Annotated in this window: 11 protein-coding genes; 8 read left to right on the forward strand and 3 right to left on the reverse strand. The window is 70.9% G+C overall.

Annotation, left to right across the window (positions count from 1 at the left end; genetic code table 11):
• Window positions 1-30 precede the first annotated feature (30 nt).
• The 8 genes from BM041_RS26695 to BM041_RS26730 all read left to right on the forward strand — a co-directional run bounded on the left by BM041_RS26695 (window position 31) and on the right by BM041_RS26730 (window position 10,216).
• Window positions 31-1,458 carry an FAD-binding oxidoreductase gene (locus tag BM041_RS26695; protein ID WP_092962974.1) on the forward strand — a complete coding sequence of 476 codons (1,428 nt, stop codon included), beginning with the start codon at window positions 31-33 and terminating at the stop codon, window positions 1,456-1,458.
• A gap of 128 nt (window positions 1,459-1,586) precedes the next feature.
• Window positions 1,587-2,318: a trypsin-like peptidase domain-containing protein gene (locus tag BM041_RS26700; RefSeq protein WP_092962975.1), complete on the forward strand. Its 732-nt coding sequence runs from the start codon at window positions 1,587-1,589 to the stop codon at window positions 2,316-2,318.
• 48 nt (window positions 2,319-2,366) lie between these two features.
• Window positions 2,367-3,527, forward strand: coding sequence for an LPS export ABC transporter permease LptF (gene lptF, locus BM041_RS26705; protein WP_092962976.1), 1,161 nt, complete (start codon window positions 2,367-2,369; stop codon window positions 3,525-3,527).
• Between the two features lie 4 nt (window positions 3,528-3,531).
• Window positions 3,532-4,671 carry an LPS export ABC transporter permease LptG gene (gene lptG / locus BM041_RS26710; protein WP_092962977.1) on the forward strand — a complete coding sequence of 380 codons (1,140 nt, stop codon included), beginning with the start codon at window positions 3,532-3,534 and terminating at the stop codon, window positions 4,669-4,671.
• A 125-nt stretch (window positions 4,672-4,796) separates the two neighbouring features.
• On the forward strand, window positions 4,797-7,007 hold the full coding sequence (locus BM041_RS26715; RefSeq protein ID WP_245762284.1) for an LPS-assembly protein LptD: 2,211 nt from the start codon (window positions 4,797-4,799) through the stop codon (window positions 7,005-7,007).
• A gap of 71 nt (window positions 7,008-7,078) precedes the next feature.
• The gene (locus BM041_RS26720; protein WP_092962978.1) at window positions 7,079-8,392 is read left to right on the forward strand and encodes a peptidylprolyl isomerase; all 1,314 of its coding nucleotides are present in this window, start codon (window positions 7,079-7,081) and stop codon (window positions 8,390-8,392) included.
• A gap of 19 nt (window positions 8,393-8,411) precedes the next feature.
• Window positions 8,412-9,239: a 16S rRNA (adenine(1518)-N(6)/adenine(1519)-N(6))-dimethyltransferase RsmA gene (gene rsmA / locus BM041_RS26725; protein WP_092962979.1), complete on the forward strand. Its 828-nt coding sequence runs from the start codon at window positions 8,412-8,414 to the stop codon at window positions 9,237-9,239.
• Between the two features lie 14 nt (window positions 9,240-9,253).
• Window positions 9,254-10,216 carry a D-2-hydroxyacid dehydrogenase gene (locus BM041_RS26730; RefSeq protein ID WP_092962980.1) on the forward strand — a complete coding sequence of 321 codons (963 nt, stop codon included), beginning with the start codon at window positions 9,254-9,256 and terminating at the stop codon, window positions 10,214-10,216.
• A 16-nt stretch (window positions 10,217-10,232) separates the two neighbouring features.
• On the opposite strand, the gene BM041_RS26735 is transcribed toward BM041_RS26730, so the two are convergent.
• The 3 genes from BM041_RS26735 to ppdK all read right to left on the reverse strand — a co-directional run bounded on the left by BM041_RS26735 (window position 10,233) and on the right by ppdK (window position 14,856).
• Window positions 10,233-11,090 carry an SDR family oxidoreductase gene (locus BM041_RS26735; RefSeq protein ID WP_092962981.1) on the reverse strand — a complete coding sequence of 286 codons (858 nt, stop codon included), beginning with the start codon at window positions 11,088-11,090 and terminating at the stop codon, window positions 10,233-10,235.
• Between the two features lie 70 nt (window positions 11,091-11,160).
• The gene (locus BM041_RS26740; protein WP_092962982.1) at window positions 11,161-11,955 is read right to left on the reverse strand and encodes a glycosyltransferase family 2 protein; all 795 of its coding nucleotides are present in this window, start codon (window positions 11,953-11,955) and stop codon (window positions 11,161-11,163) included.
• 228 nt (window positions 11,956-12,183) lie between these two features.
• Complete coding sequence (gene ppdK / locus BM041_RS26745; protein ID WP_092962983.1) at window positions 12,184-14,856, reverse strand: pyruvate, phosphate dikinase; 2,673 nt, start codon at window positions 14,854-14,856, stop codon at window positions 12,184-12,186.
• Between the last annotated feature and the right edge of the window lie 35 nt (window positions 14,857-14,891).

Below are 14,891 nucleotides of genomic sequence, written 5' to 3' on the forward strand. Positions count from 1 at the left end.
AGCCCCGCGGCGCAGCGCTATACCGGGAAAATGCCCGACGCCCCCACCCCGGCCGGCCTGCTGGACCGGTTGCATGCCCTCCTCGGTCCGCGCGGCCTGCTGACCGACCCGGCCGACATCGCCCCGCATCTGTCGGACTGGCGCGCCCTGTACCAGGGCCGGGCGCTGGCCGTGGCGCGCCCCGCCGATACGGCGGAGGTCGCGGCGGTGGTGCGCCTGGCGCAGGAAACCGGCACGCCCATCACCGTCCAGGGGGGCAACACCTCCATGGTCGGCGGCGCGGTGCCGGATGAAAGCGGCCGCCATCTGGTGCTGTCGCTCGCCCGCCTCAACCGCATCCGGGATTGCGATCCCGTGGACATGACCATGACGGCGGAAGCCGGCGTGGTGCTGAAGACCGCGCAGAATGCCGCGCAGGAGGCAGGCTGCCTCTTCCCACTCAGCCTGGGCGCGGAAGGCACGGCCACGATCGGCGGCGTGCTCTCCACCAATGCCGGCGGCAACACCACGGTCCGCTACGGCAATGCCCGCGAATTGATGCTGGGGCTGGAGGTGGTGCTGCCCGACGGCCAGATCTGGAACGGGCTGCGCCGCCTGCGGAAGGACAATACCGGCTACGCGCTGCGGCATCTGTTCGTGGGGGCGGAGGGGACGCTCGGCATCGTCACCGCCGCCGTGCTGCGCATGTTCCCCCGCCCGCGCGACACCGCCCTTGCCTTGTGCGCGGTGGCGGATGAGGAAGCGGCGCTCGGCCTGTTCCGCCGCTTCCGGGACCGGGACGACAGCGCGGTGCGCGCCTTCGAATACATGTCCGGCTCCGGTGTCGATTTCTGCGTGAAGCACATCGAGGGCATCGCCCAGCCCCTGTCCGACCGCGCCGCCCACTACGTCCTGGTGGACCTCGCCTCCCCCCGCCCCGATGCGGGGCTGCGCGACATGGCGGAGGCGGTGCTGGCCGAGGCGATGGAGGAGGGCATCGTGCTGGACGCGGTGCTCGCCGAAAGCGAGGCCCAGGCCCAGAAGCTCTGGCGCATCCGGGAGGAGCATCCCGAGGCCCAGAAGCGGGAGGGCGCGTCGGTCAAGAACGACGTCTCCGTGCCCGTGTCCAAGGTGCCGGAGATGATCCGCCGCTGCTCCGCCGCCCTGGTGGAATTGATCCCCGGCAGCCGCCCGGTGCCCTTCGGCCATATCGGGGACGGCAACATCCACATGAACCTGGAACAGCCCCCGGGGATGGACCCGGCGGTCTTCCTGGCCCGCAGCCACGACATCATGGATTGCGTCAACGCCATCGTCCGCGACCTCGATGGCAGCTTCAGCGCGGAACACGGCATCGGCCGGCTGAAGACGGACATGATGGAGGAATGGCGCGGGGGGGCGGAGCTGGATGCGATGAAGCGCATCAAGGCGGCGCTGGACCCGGCCGGCTTGATGAATCCGGGGAAGGTGCTGCCCTGACGCTGGGGGCAGCGTGGGGCAGGTGGGGAAGGCGCTGCCTTCCCCACACCCCATCCGCCAGGGGGGAGACCCCCCTGGACCATCCTCCATTGATCCCGGTCCAGGGTCCGGCTGGACCCTGGTGGGGGGTGCAGGGGGGCGGAGCCCCCCTGCGTGCCACGATCGGTGCAGGGGGAGCAGCGCTCCCCCTGCTACTTCTGGCCGCCTGCGCCCCGCCCAGCCCCGCCCGCCCGCCGGAAGCCGGCCTCGCCGCCACCGCGACCGTCGCGGAAATCCGCTCCGGCCAGGCACCGAACTGCAACGCTTCCGGCGCCGCCATCCATCTCGGCGGCGGCCACTTCGTCACCGCGGCGCATGTCGTCGATGGCTCCGTCCAGCGCCTGCGCGGCTTCTGCCCGCCGGACCGGCAAGGCCAGCCTGCCATCACCCTCGGCGTCCGCGGCACGGAGGCCCCGGCCCGCATCCTCCGCGCCGGGCGGGACCGGATCGATGCCGGGATCGGCCAGCGCTATCTCGGGGGGGAGGACCTGGCCATCATCGCCCCCACGCGCCCTTTGCCAGCCCTGCCCGCCGCCACCCCCTGCGCCGCGCCGCCGCCGCCCGGCACGCCGGCCCTGCTGGTCACGCCCCGCCGGTCCATCCGCACCCGGCTGCTCGCCCCCTGGTCCGACCCCGACCGCGCCTTCGGCAGCTACCTGGAGATCCCGGAGACGCTGGCACCGGGCGAATCCGGCGGCGCGGTCTTCGTCGCGGCCTCCGGCTGCCTGGCCGGAATCGTCAGCCACCGGGATTCCGATGGCGGCCCGCCCAGCACGCGCCTGGTCCCCGCATCAACCATCGCGCGATTCATGCAGCCGTGAGGGGCCCCGCTTTGCCGCCGCCCCCGAAGGGCTGGTAGAAGGGGCGGGATGACCCGGATCGACCGCTACATCCTGCGCCAGTTGGTGGGCGGCCTCCTGGCCGTCACCATCGGCCTTGCCGCGCTGGTGTGGCTGACGCAGTCCTTGCGCTTCATCGAACTGGTGCTGGACCGGGGCCTGTCGCTCGGCGTCTTCATCCAGCTGACGGGGCTGATGCTGCCGGGCTTCTTCGCCGTGATCCTGCCCATCACCACCTTCGTCGTGGTGCTGTTCGTCTATGTGCGGATGAACAGCGACCGCGAACTGGTGGTGATGCGCGCCGCCGGCCTGTCCCAGCTTCGCCTGGCCAGGCCGGGCATCATGCTAGCGATGATGGCGGTGGGGGTCGGCTACCTGCTGAACCTCTGGCTGGTGCCGCTGTCCCACACCGCCTTCCGCATCTGGCAGTTCGAGATCCGCAACCAGATGGCCGCGATCCTGGTGCAGGAAGGCGTCTTCTCCTCCGTCGGCGGGGATTTGACCGTCTATGCGCGGCTGCGCGACCGGGACGGCACGCTGCGCGGCATCCTGGTGCATGATGCCCGCGAACGCGGCGCGCCCGTCACCATCCTGGCGGAACAGGGCCGCATCACCGTCGGCCCCAACGGCCCGCGCGTCACCTTGCAGAACGGCGTCCGCCAGCAGATGGAGCGCGTGCCCAACCCGGCGCCCGGCGCCCAGCCCATGCGGCTTTCCGTCCTGTCCTTCAACGAGAACAGCATCGACCTGGCCCGCGCCACGCGGCAGGAGGAAGCGCGCTTCCGCGACAGTCGCGAACGTAGCATCCCCGAATTGCTGAACCCCGACCCGGCGGAGGCCCTGCGCCCCCGCGATGTCGCCCGCTTCGTGGGGGAAGCGCATCAGCGCATGTCCGCCCCCCTCACGGCGCTGTCCTTCGCGCTGGTCGGCCTGTCGGTCGCGCTCACCGGCCAGTTCCGGCGCCATGGCGGCGGCCTGCGGCTGGCCACCGGCATCGGCCTGGTGGTCGGGCTGCTGGCGGTGGGGCTGACCATCGGCAACCTGGCGACGCGCGACAACAGCTTCGTCTGGCTGATCTGGGCGCACGCCACCGTGCCCGGCGTGGTCGCGCTGTGGTGGATGCTGGGCGCCCCCGGCCTGCCACGGCCCCGCGCCCTGCCCATGCCCCCGCAGGCCCAGGCGGCCGACTGACGCGATGATCCTGACGCCCACCCTGACGGGCTACGTCGCCCGCGCCTTCTTCGGCATGACGCTCGCGATGCTGGGCGCGCTGACCGGGCTGGTCGCGCTGTTCGACTTCATCGAATTGCTGCGCCGCGCCGCGACCCGCCCCGATGTCGGCTTCGGCATCGCGCTGGAGATCGCGAGCCTGCGGCTGCCCTTCGTCTCGCTCCAGATCCTGCCCTTCTCCATCCTGCTGGGCGGCATCGTCGCCTTCTGGCGGCTCACGCGCTCCTCGGAACTCATCGTGGCGCGCGCGGCCGGCATCTCCGCCTGGGGGTTCCTGACCGGGCCGCTGGTGGTGGCCCTGCTGCTCGGCATGGTCGCGACCGGCGCGATCTCCCCCATCTCCTCCGCCCTTCTGTCGCGGGCCGAAAGGCTGGACCAGACCTTCCTCCGCACCGGCGGCGGCATGACGGCGCTGGCCGGCGGGCGCCTCTGGCTGCGCCAGGCGGATCGGGAGCTGGAGGCGAATGGCGTCGCCATCATCTCCGGCCGCCCCGTCGCGATGCGGAACCCCGGGGAGCCCATTCCCCGCGCCGGCGCGCGGTTCGAGCTGCAGGAGGTCTCGGTCTGGCGCCTGACCGCCGGCGACCAGCCCCTGTCCCGCATCGAGGCCCCCCGCGCCCGCCTGACCAGCGGCGCCTGGGTGATCGAGGAGGCGGTGGCCTTCGGCGCCGATCGCATCGCCAAGCCCGTCGGCACCATCAGCCTGCCGACGGAACTGACCCCCGACCGGATCCAGGACAGCTTCGCCTCCCCGGAAACGCTGGATTTCTGGGCGCTCCCCGGTTTCATCGCGGTGCTGGAGGAGGCGGGCTTCTCCGCCGTGCGCCACCGCATCCAGTTCCAGTCGCTGCTCGCCCTGCCGGTGCTGGCGCTGGCCATGGCGCTGCTCGCCGCCGGCTTCTCCATGCGCCAGACGCGGCGCGGCGGCGTCGCGCAGATGATCGGCGGCGGCGTTGCCGCCGGATTCGCCCTGTTCGTCGTGGACAAGGTCAGCAATGAATTCGGGGAGGCAGGATCCCTGCCGGTGGTCCTCGCCGCCTGGGCGCCCACCGTCGCGGGATTGCTGCTGGCCCTGGCACTTCTGCTGCACCTGGAGGATGGTTGATGCGCCAGCCCGGCGGCCGATCGGGAAAGCTGCCCCCGCCGCTGCGGGCGCCCGGCGGGACGCCCGCGGGCCTGCGCCCGCGCCGCGCGCCCACCCTGGCGCCCGCCCCGCTGCCAGCCCCCGTCATGCCGGCACCCCCGCCGCGCACCCGCCCCCGCCTGCTGCTCGGCACCGCGCTCGCCAGCCTGTGTCTGCTGGTGCTGCCCGCCATCCCCGCCGCCCCCCAGGGCATGGGCAGCTTCGGACGGTCCGCCAACAGCAACGAACCCGTGACCTTCACGGCGGAGGAGGTCGAATACGACCAGGCCGCCAACACCGTCACCGCCCGCGGCCGGGTGGAAGCCTGGCAGGGCGACCGCGTGCTGCGGGCGGATGAATTCACCTACAACCGGGAAACCGGCGTCGCCGTCGCCACCGGCAATGTCGCGCTGATCGAGCCGGACGGGCAGACCCTCTTCGCCGACCGCGCGGAGCTGACCGGCGGGATGCGGGATGCCGCGATCGAGGGCATCCGCGGCCTGCTCGCCTCCAACGCCCGCCTGGCCGCCGCCGGCGCGCGGCGCACTGGCGGCACGGTCACGGATCTGGCGCGCGTGGTCTATTCCTCCTGCGATCTGTGCGCGGAGGACCCGACCCGCCCGCCGCTCTGGCAGCTCCGCGCCCGGGTCGCCACGCTGGACAGCGTGGACCAGCGCGTGCGCTACCGGGATGCGGCGGTGCAGTTCGCGGGCTGGCCGGTGCTCTACACCCCCTATTTCAGCCATGCCTCGCCGGATGCGCCCCGCGCCTCGGGCTTCCTCTCCCCCACGCTCGGCACCACAAGGCTGCTCGGCGCCTTCGCGGAGATCCCCTACTACTGGGCGATCGACGACCATTCCGACGCGACCATCACCGCGACGCTGTCCGAGAAGCAGGTCCCCAACCTCGGCGGCGCCTATCGCCGGCGCTTCAACAATGGCGACCTGACGGTGGAAGGCTCCATCGGCGCGCTGGATGGGACGGAGGCCGACGGCACCGGCGGGCACCTGTTCTCCCGCGGCCGCTTCTCGCTGGATGAGAACTGGCGCGCGGGCTTCGGCCTCAACCGCGCCTCGTCGCGCGAATACCTCCGCGCCTGGCGCTTCGGCGGCCCGCGGGTGCTGACCACCAGCGCCTATCTCGAAGGCTTCTGGGGCGCGGAGGGCTACGCCCGCATCGACAGCATGATCTACCAGGGCCTGGATTCGCAGACGACGACCAGCCAGGTGCCCATGGTGCTGCCGCGCGGCTATGCGGACTACGTCTTCCCGACCGACAACCTCGGCGGCAATTTCTCGGTCGATGCCTCCGCCTACAGCATCTTCCGCACCACGGGGACGGATACGCGCCGCATCGGCAGCCGCCTGTCCTACGAACTGCCCTTCACCGGGGAAGCCGGCGATCTCTGGACCTTCCGGACCCATGCCGATGTGCTCGGCGGCTGGGTGGATGGCCTGGCGCTGGCGCCGACCTATGGCGATGCCGGCAGCGATGGCTTCTATGGCCGCGGCCATGTCCGCAGCGCGGTCGACTGGCGCATGCCCTTCCTGCGCAGCGCCGGCGACTGGGGGTCGCAGTTGATCGAGCCGCGGGTGCAGGTCGTCACCGGCCCCTCCACCGGGTCGCAGACCAGCTTCCCGAACGAGGACAGCCTCGACCTCGAATTCACCGACGCCAACCTCTTCGCCCTGAACCGCTTCCCCGGCCGGGACCGGCTGGAAGGCGGCACCCGCGTGGATGCCGCGCTGCGCGGCGCCTGGTTCTTCCCGAATGGCGGGCAGCTCGAAGCCCTCGGCGGCCGGTCCTTCCGCGCCGCGACCGACGCGACCTTCCCGCAGGGCTCGGGGCTGGAGAACCGGTCCTCCGACTGGGTCGGCCGCGTGCGCCTGGCGCCGGTGCCCTGGCTGGAACTGGTCGGCCGGTCGCGCCTGGACCGGGAGACGACGGAACCCCGCCTCTGGGACGGCAGCGCCACGATCCTCGCCGGCCCCGCCTCCCTCACTGGCGGCTACCTGCTGACCAACCCCGCGCCCAACATCACGACAAGGAAGCGGGAGGAGGTGTCGATCGGCGGCACGCTCCGCGTGACCGAGAACTGGCGCATCGGCGCCTTCGGCCGCTACGACATCGGCCTCGACCGCGCCGTCAGCGGGTCCGCCAGCGCGATCTACGAGGATGAATGCCTGATCTTCGAGACCCGCTTCGTGCGCAACCGGGCACAGGACCCGAATACGGGGCGGGACTATGCCGGCGGCACGCTGCTGCTGTTCCGCATCAGCCTGAAGACGGTCGGCGATTTCGGGTTCCGCGCATTGTGACGAAGCGCTTCCCCCCGGCAGGACGCGTCCGCGCCCTTCCCATCACCCCCCCGCACGCCTAGGAAAGCGCCATGCGTTTCACCGCCCGCGCCCTGCTGCTGCTCCCAGCCCTCGCCCTGCCGGTCATGGCGGTGCCGGGGATGCCCGCCCAGGCCCAGGCCCCGGCTGCCCCGGCGCCGGCCGGCGTGTCCAATGGCATCATCGCCGTCATCAACGGGGATATCGTCACCCTCGGCGACGTGGATGGGCGCCGCCGCCTCTTCGCGCTGAATGCCGGCCTGCCGGCATCGCCGGAGGTGCTGGAACGCCTGACGCCCCAGGTCACGCGTCTGCTGGTGGATGAACGGCTCCGCCTGCAGGACGTGCAGCGCCGCCGCATCCCGGTGACGGATACCGACATCGCCCAGGCGGTGGCGGAGCTGGAACGCCGCAACAACCTGCCCGCCGGCGGCCTGGTGGCCCAGCTGCGCCGCGCCGGGGTCGAGCCCCGCGTGCTGTACGACCAGCTTCGCGTGCAGATCGGCTGGGCACGATTGCTGCGCCAGATCCTCGGCCCGCAGGCCCAGCCCACCGATGCGGAGGTGGCGGAGCAGATCGCCCTGCAGCGCGCCCGCACCGGCCAGCAGGAATTCCTGGTCAGCGAGATCTTCATCCCCGTCGACGACCCCGGGGAGGAAGCGGAGGTCCGCCGCTTCGTGGATGAGGTCGTGTCCCAGCTTCGCCGCGGCGTCCCCTTCCCCGTTGCCGCCACCCAGTTCAGCCAGGCCCAGACCGCGCTCCAGGGCGGCGACCTCGGCTGGGTGGGGCTGGAGGCGCTGGACGACTCCGTGGCCCGCATCGTCGGCCAGATGCCCCCCGGCGCCATCAGCAACGCCATCCCCGTCCCCGGCGGCTTCCAGATCGTGGCGCTGCGCCAGCGCCGCGAAGTCGGCCGCGACCTGGCGACGATGCTGACGCTGCGCCAGGCCTTCTTCCCCTTTGCGACGCCGCTCAACCCGCAGGCGCCCACGGAACAGCAGGTGGCCGTGGTGGAACGCGCCCGCGCGCTGGCCGCCAATGCCCGCAGTTGCGAAGCGGTGGAGCAGGCCGCCCGCGCCGCCGGCAGCGGCCGCGACCCCGATCCCGGCCCGGTGCGGCTGGAAGGGGTGCAGCCCCCGGCGCTCCGCCAGCTCATCGGCGGCCTCGCCCCCGGCCGCGCCAGCCAGCCCGTGATCGCGCCCGACGGCGTCGCCATCATCATGGTCTGCACGCGGGAGACCCGGAACCAGGCGGAGGTCACGCCCGACGTGGCCCGCCAGCAGCTGCTGCGCGACCGCGTGGAACTACTCTCCCGCCAGCTCCAGCGCGACCTCCGCCGCCGCGCCCAGATCGAGATGCGCAGCTGACGGGCAAGGCAGCGTCGGCGTGAGCACGGCGCTCCCCTCGCTGCGCGACACCATCGCGCGGCACGGGCTCGATGCCCGCAAGTCGCTCGGCCAGCATTTCCTGCTGGACCAGAACCTGTGCGACCGCATCGCCACCCTGGCCGGGGACCTGACGGGGCGCCATGTGCTGGAAGTCGGGCCTGGCCCGGGCGGGCTGACCCGCGCGCTGCTGGCCTCCCCGGCCGCCGATGTCCTTGCCGTGGAACTGGACCGCCGCGCCATCGCCGCCCTGGCGGAACTTTCCTCAGTGTTCCCCGGCCGCCTGACGGTGCTGGAGGCCGATGCCACGACCATCGACGCCGTGGCACTGCTGCCGGCACCGCGGAAGATCATCGCCAACCTGCCCTACAACGTGGCGACGCCCCTGCTGGTGGGCTGGCTGCGGAATGCGCGCCACTTCGAATCCATGGCGCTGATGTTCCAGCAGGAAGTGGCGGAACGCATCTGCGCCGCACCGGACAGCGACGCCTATGGCCGCCTCGGCGTCCTCGCCCAATGGCGCTGCCAGGCGCGGTTCCTCCTCAGCCTGCCGCCCGGCGCCTTCAGCCCACCACCGAAAGTCCATTCCGCCGTGGTCGGCCTGGTGCCCCACCCCGATGACCCGGGCCCCGAGCTTTTCGCCACCATGGAACGCCTGACCGCCGCCGCCTTCGGCCAGCGCCGCAAGATGCTGCGCGGATCGCTGAAGTCGCTCGGCCAGGCGGAGGCGCTGCTGGATGCCGCCGCCATCGCCGGCGACCGCCGGGCCGAGACGCTGACCATCCCCGAATTCGACCGCCTGGCCCGGGCCCTGTTTGCCCGCGGCTGAAAAGAGGACCGTCCATGCTGCCCCCCAAGCCAACCCTCTGCTTCGCCCATGTCGCCTACCGCTTCGCCGAACGCTACGCGCAGCGCGGCGGCACGCTGCCCCATTTCGAGGTCCGCAGCTTGGACGAGCTGGAAGCGCGCATCGCGGAGGCCGATGTCCTCCTCGTCTCCGGCATGTGGCGCAACCACCTGGCGGCCAAGGCGCCACGGCTGAAATTCATCCAGTCCATCAGCGCGGGCGTGGACCAGTATGACCGCGCCGTGCTGGCCGGCGCCGGCATCCGCCTCGCCTCCGCCCAGGGCGCCAATGCGAATGCCGTGTCGGAACACGCCATCTCCCTGATCCTCGCCATCGCCCGGCGCCTGCCGGAAGCCCGCGACAACCAGGCCCGCAAGCACTGGCGCGGCATGATCGGCGACCTGACGAAGCGAGAGGATGAACTCGGCGGCAAGACCCTGCTGGTGGTCGGCATCGGCCGCATCGGCGGCCGGCTGGCGCGACTGGCCAAGGCCTTCGGCATGAATGTCATCGGCCTGCGCCAGGACCCCGCCAAGGGATCGGAAGGCGCCGACGAGATCCATGGCATGGGCGCGCTGATGGCCCAGCTTCCCCGTGCCGACTATGTGGCGCTGACCTGCGCGCTGACGCCCGAGACGCGCGGCCTGATGGGCGCCGCGCAATTCGCCGCCATGAAGCCGGCCGCCATCCTGGTGAACGTCGCCCGTGGCGCCGTCTGCGTGGAACCCGACCTCGTCGCGGCGCTGGCCTCCGGTCATCTCGGCGCCGCCGCCCTCGACGTGACGGCGGAGGAACCGCTGGCCGAGGCCTCGCCCCTCTGGTCCATGCCCAATGTCTTCATCACGCCCCATACGGGCGGGGAGACGCGGGCCTATGAGGGCAATGTCCTCGACCTGATGGAGGAGAACCTCAAGCGCCTCCACGCCGGCGAGACCACGCTGAAGAACCAGGTGGTCTGACCGGCGGGCGGGACCGTCACCCGTTCACGACGGTCCCCCCATTCGGGTGGATCACCTGCCCGCTGATGTAGGAACTATCCAGGCTGCTCGCGAGGAAGATGTAGGCCGGCGCCACCTCATCCGGCTGGCCTGGCCGCCCCATCGGCGCGCTCGCCCCATGCTCCGCCGTGCGCGCCTCGGAAAAACTCGCGGGGATCAGCGGCGTCCAGATCGGCCCGGGCGCCACGCCATTCACCCGGATCTTCCGATGTTGCAGGGCCTTCGCCAGGCTGCGCGTGAAGGCCAGGATCGCGCCCTTGGTGCTGGCATAGTCGATCAGCGTCGGATTGCCCTGATAGGCCGTGATGCTGGTCGTGTTGATGATGGCCGAGCCCTCCGCCATGTGCGGCAGCACCGCCCTCGTCACCCACATCATGCCGAGGATGTTGGTGCGGAAGGTCCGCTCCACCTGCCCGGTCGGGATCCGGGAAAAATCCTCGCAGACATGCTGCTCGGCGGCGTTGTTCACCAGCACGTCGATCCGGCCGAGTTCACCGACCACGCGCTGCACCAGCACGTCGCAGACCTGCGCATCGCCGATGTCGCCGGCGATCGCCACCGCGCGCCGCCCCTCCGCCTCGATCAGCCGCTTCGTATCCGCCGCATCCTCGCCTTCATCGAGGTAGAGGATCGCGACATCCGCCCCCTCCTTCGCGAAGCCGATCGCGACCGCGCGGCCGATGCCGCTGTCGCCGCCCGTGATGAGCGCGACCTTGCCCGTCAGCTTCCCGGACGGCTTCCAGTTCCTCATCGCGGAGTCGGGCCGCGGCTCCATCTCGGCCTCGATGCCGGGCTGGTGGGACTGGCTCTGGCGGGGCTGCGGCGTGTCGGGCATGGGGATTCTCTCCGATTATCCCCCGGCAACGGCGCCCGAGGTCCCGGAGTTCAGACCCACCGCCGAAACGTCAGTCCCGCTTCACGCCCCCCTCCTTCACACCACCATGCCGCTCCGGCTCCAGCCGCGCCTTGAGATAGGCCAGCAGCGGAAAAGCCCCCGTGCAGAGCGCGAGCAGCACGCCCCAGCCGCCCTCCCGATACCCCTTCCGGGACACGTAGCTCTTCCACACCCGGGACAGGAATCGCCGCAGATTGTCGGGCAGCGACCCGATATCCCCCTTCGCGATCAGATCCGCCGCCTTGGCGGAGGAATACTTGTCCAGCCGCCGCAGCATGTCGGAGATATCCCGGTCCACCAGGTGGATCAGCGCGCCCTCCGTGATCTTCGGGCCCTCCTTCCCCACCCAGTCCAGCCCCGGATGCACCCGCTGCGCGCGCCAGCTCTTGGCACCCCGCCGGAACAGCCGCGGCACCGACGTCGTGCCGAAACTCCCCGCCCAGCCGTAGCGCACCAGCCGATCGCCGACATAATTATCCACCGGCACCTGGTGCCAGGCATGGGTCGAGGTCCCGATCACCCGCCTGACCGCGGCCGCCAGCGGCGGGCTCACCCGCTCATCCGCATCGACCTCCAGCACCCAATCGCTGGCACAGGCGGCAATGCCGGCATTCCGCCGCTCACCCTCCAGATGCCAGCCCCCCTCGATCACCCGCGCCCCCGCGGCGCGCGCAATCGCGGCACTGGCATCGGTCGTGCGATCCAGGACGACCACGACCTCATCCGCAAAGGCGACCGACGCCAGGCAATCCGGCAACCGCTCCGCCTCGTTGCGGGCGACGATGAGGGCGGAGAGAGTCGTCATGTGGCCGCAGGGGGGTGCTGCCCCCCTGCACCCCCTGCCAGGAGGCAGCGGCCTCCTGGACCACTATTCATGGGCGGAAAGGGAGGGGGCATCAGCGGCGCACCCTTCGAACGGAGACTGTCAGGCCCCCTCCCTTTCCGCCCATCAAAGCCTGGGTTCCAAGGGCCCGCTGGCCCTTGGCGGGAGGGGTGCGGGGAGGGCGGAGCCCTCCCTGCGGTCAACACGCGCTCACGCCGTCCTGTCGCCCCCGCCCGTTGCCAGTGCGGCCTGGGCGGCGGCGAGGCGTGCGACGGGGACGCGGTAGGGTGAGCAGGAGACGTAGTCGAGGCCGACCGAGCCGCAGAAGTGGATGGAGGCCGGGTCCCCGCCGTGTTCGCCGCAGATGCCGAGCTTGAGGTCCGGCTTGGCCTTGCGGCCCTTCTCGGCCGCGATCCGCACCAGGGCGCCGACGCCTTCGATGTCGATGGAGACGAAGGGGTCCTTCGGCAGGATGCCCTTCTCGACGTAGAAGGGCAGGAACTTGCCGGCGTCGTCGCGGGACAGGCCGAAGACGGTCTGTGTCAGGTCGTTGGTGCCGAAGCTGAAGAAGTCGGCGCTTTCGGCGATGGTGTCGGCGGTCAGGGCGGCGCGGGGCAGTTCGATCATCGTCCCCACCTGGTAGACGATGTGGTAGCCGCTTTCCGCGAAGACTTCCTGCGCGACCTTGTCCACCTGCGCGCGGGTGATTTCCAGCTCTCGCTTGGTCATCACCAGCGGGATCATGATCTCGGGCACCGGCGCCGCGCCGGTTTCCTTGCCGGTCTGCACGGCCGCTTCGAAGATCGCGCGGACCTGCATCTCGTAGATCTCGGGGTAGGTGACGCCGAGGCGGCAGCCGCGGTGGCCGAGCATCGGGTTCGCTTCCGAGAGGTCCGCCACGCGCCGCTTCATCAGCGCGACATCGGCGCCGAGGCTTTCGGCGACTTCCTCGATCTCGCTTTCCTTGTGCGGCAGGAATTCGTGCAGCGGCGGGTCGAGCAGCCGGATCGTCACGGGCAGGCCCGCCATGATCCGGAACAACTCGAGAAAGTCCTTGCGCTGGAAGGGCAGGAGGCGGGAGAGCGCGTCGCGCCGTCCTTCCTCCGTCTCCGCCATGATCATGTGCCGGACGGCGCCGATGCGCTCCGGGTCGAAGAACATGTGTTCGGTGCGGCAGAGGCCGATGCCTTCCGCGCCGAACTTCCGGGCGGTCTCGGCATCCAGCGGGGTTTCGGCGTTGGCGCGCACCTTCATGCGGCGGACGCCATCGGCCCATTCCATCAGCGTCGCGAAGTCGCCGGACAGCTTGGGTTCGATCATCGCGACGGTGCCGGCGAAGACTTCGCCGGTCGCGCCATCGAGGGTGATGGTATCCCCCGCCATAAGCCGCTTGCCGCCGGCGGACATGGTCTGCTGTGCGTAGTCCACGTTGATCGTGCCGGCGCCGGCCACGCAGGGCCGGCCCATGCCGCGGGCGACGACCGCCGCGTGGCTGGTCATGCCGCCGCGGGTGGTGAGGATGCCCTTGGCGGCGTGCATCCCGTGGATGTCCTCGGGCGACGTCTCGATTCGCACCAGGATCACGGCCTCGCCCTTGGCGGCGCGGGCCTCGGCCTCATCCGCCGAGAAGACGATGACGCCGCAGGCCGCACCCGGCGATGCCGGCAGGCCCTTGGCGAGCGCCTTGCGCGGCGCCTTGGGATCGAGTGTGGGGTGCAGCAGCTGGTCCAGCGCCTTGGGATCGACTCGCTTCACCGCTTCCGTGCGGTCGATCAGGCCCTCACGCGCCATGTCCACCGCGATCTTGAGCGACGCCGCCGCGGTGCGCTTCCCGTTGCGCGTCTGCAGCATGTAGAGCTTGTTCTGCTGGACCGTGAATTCGATGTCCTGCATGTCCGTGTAGTGCTTCTCGAGCTTCGCGCGGACCTCGACGAGTTCCGCGTAGGCCTTCGGCATCACGGTTTCCATGGACTTCTCGCCCGGCTTCGCGCGGGCCTCGGCCATGGGCTGCGGCGTGCGGATGCCGGCGACGACGTCCTCGCCCTGCGCATTCACCAGGTATTCGCCGTAGAAGAAGTTCTCCCCCGTGCTGGGGTCGCGCGTGAAGCAGACGCCGGTCGCGCAATCGCTGCCCATGTTGCCGAAGACCATCGCCTGCACGTTAACGGCGGTGCCCCATTGCGCGGGGATGTCGTGGAGGCGGCGATAGGTATTGGCGCGCGGGTTCATCCACGAACCGAAGACGGCGCCGATGGCGGCCCAGAGCTGCGCGTGGGGGTCCTGCGGGAAGGGCTTGCCGGTGACTTCCGCCACCATTTCCTTGTAGCCATCCACCACGCGGTGCCAGTCCTGCGCGGTCAGCTGCGTGTCCTCGTCCACGCCCTTGTCCATCTTCACATGTTCGATGATCTCCTCGAACCGGTGATGGTCCACGCCGAGCACGACGGAGCCGAACATCTGGATGAAGCGGCGGTAGCTGTCCCAGGCGAAGCGCGCATCGCCGGAGGCGACGGCCAGGCCATCGACGGTGGCGTCGTTCAGGCCGAGGTTCAGGACCGTGTCCATCATCCCCGGCATGGAGACCCGCGCGCCGGAGCGGACGGAGACCAGCAGCGGCTTGTGGTGGTCGCCGAACTTCGCGCCGACCGCGTCCTCGACCAGCGCCAGCGCCTTGTTGACGCTGTCCAGCAGTTCCGGCGGGTAGGACTGGCCGTGGTCGTAGTAGTAGGTGCAGACCTCGGTGGTGATGGTGAAGCCGGGGGGAACCGGCAGGCCGATGCTCGCCATCTCCGCGAGGTTGGCGCCCTTGCCACCCAGGAGGTTCCGCATGTCCGCGCGGCCCTCATTGTGACCGGCGCCGAAGCTGTACACCCACTTCGTCATTGGACGGCGTTCTCCTGCAAACTGCGTGGCTGTTC

It is taken from the genome of Falsiroseomonas stagni DSM 19981 (genome assembly GCF_900114315.1).
In the GTDB taxonomy this organism is placed as follows: domain Bacteria; phylum Pseudomonadota; class Alphaproteobacteria; order Acetobacterales; family Acetobacteraceae; genus Falsiroseomonas; species Falsiroseomonas stagni.